This window comes from Pseudomonas sp. SDO55104_S430 (assembly GCF_054070595.1).
The window spans coordinates 1-5481 of sequence record NZ_JBSVXG010000305.1 but is presented as its reverse complement, the minus strand read 5'-3'; the positions used below and the strand labels follow the sequence as shown (position 1 = coordinate 5481).

Sequence of the window (5481 nt, the reverse complement as noted above, 5' to 3'; positions counted from 1 at the left end):
ATGCATTCCATTGTGGGAGCGAGCCTGCTCGCGATGGGGGGCGACTCCAATTCCAGGCCAGCCACCAAACAACAGGCAAAAAAAATCCCCGAACCAGTCGGGGATTTTTTATGTTCGATCAATCAGCCCGAAAGCCGATCAATCTTCGCGGTAGCGACGCAGTTTCAGCTGCTTGCCGGCAACGCGCGTGTCCTTCAGCTTGGTCAGCAACTTCTCCAGACCATCTTCCGGCAGCTCGACGAGGCTGAAGCTGTCACGCACCTGGATGCGACCGATGGCTTCACGGGCCAGACCACCTTCGTTGAGGATGGCGCCCAGCAGGTTCTTGGCGGCGATACCGTCACGCGCACCCAGCGCGGTACGGCAACGAGCACGACCTTCGGCCAGCGGCATCGGAGCACGACGCTCGCGGTCGCCACGCTCAGGACGGTCACCGGAACGCTCTGGACGATCGCCACGCGGAGTGCTGTTCGGCACCAGCGGACGCTCTTTCTCGATAGCGGCCAGGTTCAGCGCTTGACCGTTGGTAGCCTTGCGCAGCAGGGCTGCGGCCAGGGCACGTGGGCTGCAACCGATGTCGGCGGTCAGGCGATCGAGCAGATCACCGTGGGTCGATTCGGCATCAGCCACCAGCGGCGACAGGCTGTTGGTCAGTTTCTTGATGCGAGCATCCAGAACGGCCTGGGCGTCCGGCAGACGAACTTCGGCAACCTTCTGACCGGTTACACGCTCGATCACTTGCAGCATGCGGCGCTCACGCGGAGTCACCAGCAGCAGTGCACGACCTTCGCGACCGGCACGGCCGGTACGGCCGATACGGTGAACGTAGGATTCCGGGTCGTACGGCATATCAACGTTGAACACGTGAGTGATGCGCGGTACGTCCAGACCACGAGCGGCAACGTCGGTCGCCACAACGATGTCCAGACGGCCATCCTTGAGGGAGTCGATCACGCGCTCACGCTGGTTCTGGGCAATGTCACCGTTCAGCGCAGCGGCCTTGTAGCCTTTGGCTTCCAGGGCGCTGGCCAGGTCCAGGGTCGCTTGCTTGGTACGCACGAACATGATCAGCGCGTCGAAATCTTCCACTTCCAGCAGGCTGAGAACGGCAGAAGTCTTCTGGTCAGCGTGAACCAGCAGGTGAGCCTGCTCGATCGCGGTAACGGTCTGGGTCTTGCTCTGGATCTTCACGTGCTTTGGATCGCGCAGGTGACGCTCGGCGATGGCACGGATCGACTGCGGCAGGGTAGCCGAGAACAATACGGTCTGACGGGTTTCCGGCATGGCCTTGAAGATGACTTCCAGGTCGTCCATGAAGCCCAGCTTGAGCATTTCGTCTGCTTCGTCGAGAACCAGGTGGTTCACGGTCTGCAGCACTTTTTCGTCGCGACGCAGGTGGTCGCACAGACGGCCCGGAGTGGCGACAACGATCTGTGCGCCATTACGGATTGCTTTCAATTGTGGGCCCATCGGCGCGCCGCCGTAGACAGCCACAACACTCACGCCCGGCATTTGCTTGGCGTAGGTTTCGAAAGCGGTTGCAACTTGCAGCGCCAACTCACGAGTTGGGGCCAGGATCAGAGCTTGCGGCTCGCGCTTGGACGGATCAATGCGGTGCAGGATAGGCAGGGCAAAGGCGGCGGTTTTACCGGTACCGGTTTGCGCCTGACCAATCATATCGTGACCGGCGAGGATGATCGGGATCGACTGCTGCTGAATGGCCGAAGGCTCTTCATAGCCGGTAGCGACTACTGCAGCGACAATATTGGGATGAAGTTCAAGAGCGGCGAAGCCGCCGATTTCCTGGGTCATGGGTCTGCCTCTAAGTGCATCCGCAAAGACCCATGCTCCAAAGCTGCGCATGCCGTGTTGAGACTCAAGAGTCGCCCTGGCAGCTTTGTCGGCGGGGATTTGCGAAAACGATTGAATGAAAAGAATCGTCAAGGAAGAGTCCGAAGCGGACGTGCAACCGAAGTTGACTTCGGGGAATTGCGCTACCTAAACGTGGCCCTGTTAAAGACCGGCGCGCACTATACCGGAATTTGCCGAAAAAGGGAGTTTTTTTTGACGCTCAATGCGTACGTACGGCGTTCTGTCACACGCTTTGCGGATAGTCGTGCCAGCGTCTATTTTTCAAGGGCCCTGCCCTGCGGGCGATGGCGCTTAAACGGTTCACCTCGAATGATTCAGACCGCCGGTCCGACTCCCCTTCCTGCTTCAGGAGATGCCCCATGCAAGAGCTGAACGCCAGCCGTGTGAGCCGTGAAAAACGCGGTCATGTCCTGTTGATCGGCCTGGATCGGGTCGCCAAGCGCAACGCCTTCGACATCGATCTGCTCAATGAACTGAGCCTGGCTTACGGCGACTTTGAAGCCGACAGCGAGGCGCGGGTGGCGGTGGTCTTCGGGCATGGCGAGCATTTTACCGCCGGCCTGGATCTGGCAAGCGCCAGCTCAACCCTGATCGAAGGCTGGCAAACGCCGTCCGGAGGCTGCGATCCGTGGGGCGTGTTTGCAGGTCCCCGGGTCAGCAAACCGGTGATCGTAGCCGCACAGGGTTATTGCCTGACCATCGGCATCGAATTGATGCTGGCCGCCGACATCAACCTGTGTGCCAGCAATACCCGATTTGCCCAGATGGAAGTGCAGCGCGGGATCTTCCCGTTTGGCGGCGCGACCCTGCGCCTGCATCAGGTGGCCGGCTGGGGCAATGCCATGCGCTGGATGCTGACCGGCGATGAGTTCGATGCCCATGACGCCCTGCACCTGGGACTGGTGCAGGAGGTCGTGGCCAGTGAGGATTTGCTGCCGCGGGCGATCGAGTTGGCCGAACGGATTGCCCGGCAGGCGCCGCTGGGGGTTCAGGCCACGTTGATGTCGGCTCGGCAGGCTCGTTATGAAGGGGAACTCGCTGCTGCGAAGAATCTGCCGGGGTTGGCGAAGAAGTTGTTGGCGACCGAGGATGCGCGGGAGGGGGTGAGGTCGTTGATCGAGAAGCGACCCGGGGTCTTCAAAGGGATCTGATTTTTTGCAGGCTTTACCGGCCTCATCGCGAGCAGGCTCGCTCCCACAGGAAATCGCAGTTCAATTGTGGGAGCGAGCCTGCTCGCGATGAGGTCATGAAGCCTCCGATCAGGTCGCAGGCCGAATCGCCTTGATCAGCGACTCCAGCGAATACCCCAACCGCGGCGCCAGCGCTTCGGCCCGGGCGATGAGCCCTTGCATGTCCAGCTCCTGATCCAGTTCCGAAGGCACGATCAGGATCACGTTGCCCTCCTTCACCGGCAATTCCCAGTAATGCCGGTGATAGAGCCCGCGCAACAACGCGGCGCCCAGCGGCTTGCCGTCGTCGGTGGCCCATTGATTGATCACCAGCCAGCCACCCGGATTCAGGCGTTTCTGGCAGTTCTCCAGGAAAGTCCAGGCCAGGTGCCCGACACCCGGGCCGACGTCGGTATAGAGGTCGACGAAAATCAGGTCCGCAGGCTCAGCCGTGTCGAGCAGTTCCAAAGCATCGCCGACGCGAATGTACAGGCGCGGATCGTCGTCCAGCCCCAGGTACTCGATGGCCAGGCGCGGCACATCGGGACGCAGTTCGATGGCTTCGACGTCTTCCAGCGGCAGGAACTTGAGGCAGGCCTGGGTCAGTGTGCCGGCGCCGAGCCCGAGAAACAGCGCGGACTCCGGCTGCTCGTGGCACAGCGCACCGATCAGCATCGCCCGGGTGTAATCGTATTCGAGCCAGCTCGGGTCGGCGGTGAAGACACAACTCTGCTCGATGGCGTCACCGAATTCGAGAAAACGGTAATCGGCCACTTCCAGCACGCGGATCACGCCAAATTCGTCCTGCACTTCGGCGAGCAAATGCTCGACGCGCTCCTCAGTCATTTCCTCTCCCGACCCTCACCTTGCCTGCAATGAACAAGCATCACATTGACACCACTGCGCACAGCGGCAAAGGCGCGATTGTCCGCGAAGCGACGGGAGCAGGTCACGCACTAATTGCTGATAACATGGCGATCCGAGCGTAAAACAAATAGAGACCGTGATGAGCCAACCCTGGAGCCCTGACAGCTGGCGCGCCCTGCCGATCCAGCAGCAACCCCAATACCCCGATGCAGCGCATTTGCAGCACGTCGAGCAAACCCTGGCCAGTTATCCGCCACTGGTGTTTGCCGGTGAAGCCCGGGAATTGCGTCGTCAGTTTGCCGAAGTGACCCAGGGCCGCGCGTTTCTGCTGCAGGGCGGCGATTGCGCGGAAAGCTTCGTCGAGTTCTCCGCCGCGAAAATCCGCGACACCTTCAAGGTGTTGCTGCAAATGGCAATCGTCATGACCTTCGCCGCCGGCTGCCCGGTGGTCAAGGTAGGGCGCATGGCCGGCCAGTTTGCCAAGCCGCGCTCGGCCAACGACGAAACCATCGACGGCGTGACCTTGCCAGCCTACCGGGGCGACATCGTCAACGGTATCGGCTTCGACGAGAAGAGCCGCGTGCCGGACCCGGAGCGCCTGCTGCAGTCCTATCACCAGTCCACCGCCACTCTCAATCTGTTGCGCGCCTTCGCCCAGGGCGGGTTTGCCGACCTGCACCAGGTGCACAAGTGGAACCTGGATTTCATCGCCAACTCCGCGCTGGCCGAGAAGTACAGCCACCTGGCCGACCGCATCGATGAGACCCTGGCTTTCATGCGCGCCTGCGGCATGGACAGCTCGCCGCAATTGCGCGAGACCAGCTTCTTCACCGCCCACGAAGCGCTGCTGTTGAACTACGAAGAAGCTTTCGTGCGCCGCGACAGCCTGACCAACGATTACTACGACTGCTCGGCCCACATGTTGTGGATCGGCGACCGCACCCGTCAGCTCGATGGCGCCCACGTCGAGTTCCTGCGCGGGGTGAACAACCCGATCGGGGTCAAGGTCGGCCCGAGCATGAACACCGACGACCTGATCCGCCTGATCGACATCCTCAACCCGGACAACGATCCGGGCCGCCTGAACCTGATCGCGCGCATGGGCGCGAACAAGGTCGGCGACCACTTGCCGCAACTGATCCGCGCCGTGCAGCGCGAAGGCAAGCAAGTGCTCTGGAGTTCGGACCCGATGCACGGCAACACCATCAAGGCCAGCAGCGGCTACAAGACCCGGGATTTCGCGCAGATTCTCGGGGAGGTGAAGCAGTTCTTCCAGGTGCACCAGGCCGAGGGCAGTTATGCCGGCGGTATCCACATCGAGATGACCGGGCAGAACGTGACCGAGTGCATCGGTGGGGCGCGGCCGATTACCGAGGATGGATTGTCGGATCGGTATCACACTCACTGTGATCCGCGGATGAATGCGGATCAGTCGCTGGAATTGGCGTTTTTGATTGCCGAGACTTTGAAACAGGTTCGGCGTTAAGTCAGGCAGTAATCCAGCGCCTGGCAGGCCGCTTTCGCGAGCAAGCCCGCTCCCACAGTTGACCGCATTCCTCCTGAAGAAACACGG

Annotated in this window: 4 protein-coding genes; 2 read left to right on the top strand and 2 right to left on the bottom strand. The window is 61.2% G+C overall.

Annotation, left to right across the window (positions count from 1 at the left end):
* Positions 1-138: 138 nt before the first annotated feature.
* The gene (locus ACW9JE_RS28180) at positions 139-1812 is read right to left on the bottom strand and encodes a DEAD/DEAH box helicase (RefSeq protein ID WP_457434625.1); all 1674 of its coding nucleotides are present in this window, start codon (positions 1810-1812) and stop codon (positions 139-141) included.
* Positions 1813-2231: 419 nt separating this feature from the next.
* On the opposite strand from ACW9JE_RS28180, the gene ACW9JE_RS28175 reads away from it, so the two are divergent.
* Complete coding sequence (locus ACW9JE_RS28175) at positions 2232-3023, top strand: crotonase/enoyl-CoA hydratase family protein (protein ID WP_457434624.1); 792 nt, start codon at positions 2232-2234, stop codon at positions 3021-3023.
* A gap of 108 nt (positions 3024-3131) precedes the next feature.
* On the opposite strand, the gene ACW9JE_RS28170 is transcribed toward ACW9JE_RS28175, so the two are convergent.
* Positions 3132-3887, bottom strand: coding sequence for a spermidine synthase (locus ACW9JE_RS28170; protein ID WP_224537220.1), 756 nt, complete (start codon positions 3885-3887; stop codon positions 3132-3134).
* Positions 3888-4047: 160 nt separating this feature from the next.
* On the opposite strand from ACW9JE_RS28170, the gene ACW9JE_RS28165 reads away from it, so the two are divergent.
* A complete protein-coding gene (locus ACW9JE_RS28165; RefSeq protein WP_224537222.1) occupies positions 4048-5394 on the top strand; it encodes a class II 3-deoxy-7-phosphoheptulonate synthase in 1347 nt (448 codons plus the stop codon).
* Positions 5395-5481: the final 87 nt, after the last annotated feature.

Bases quoted from the DNA above. Each gene is read 5' to 3' on its own strand.
- ACW9JE_RS28180 (WP_457434625.1), bottom strand. From the start codon at position 1,812: ATGACCCAGGAAATCGGCGGCTTCGCCGCTCTTGAACTTCATCCCAAT.
- ACW9JE_RS28170 (WP_224537220.1), bottom strand. From the start codon at position 3,887: ATGACTGAGGAGCGCGTCGAGCATTTGCTCGCCGAAGTGCAGGACGAA.
- ACW9JE_RS28175 (WP_457434624.1), top strand. From the start codon at position 2,232: ATGCAAGAGCTGAACGCCAGCCGTGTGAGCCGTGAAAAACGCGGTCAT.
- ACW9JE_RS28165 (WP_224537222.1), top strand. From the start codon at position 4,048: ATGAGCCAACCCTGGAGCCCTGACAGCTGGCGCGCCCTGCCGATCCAG.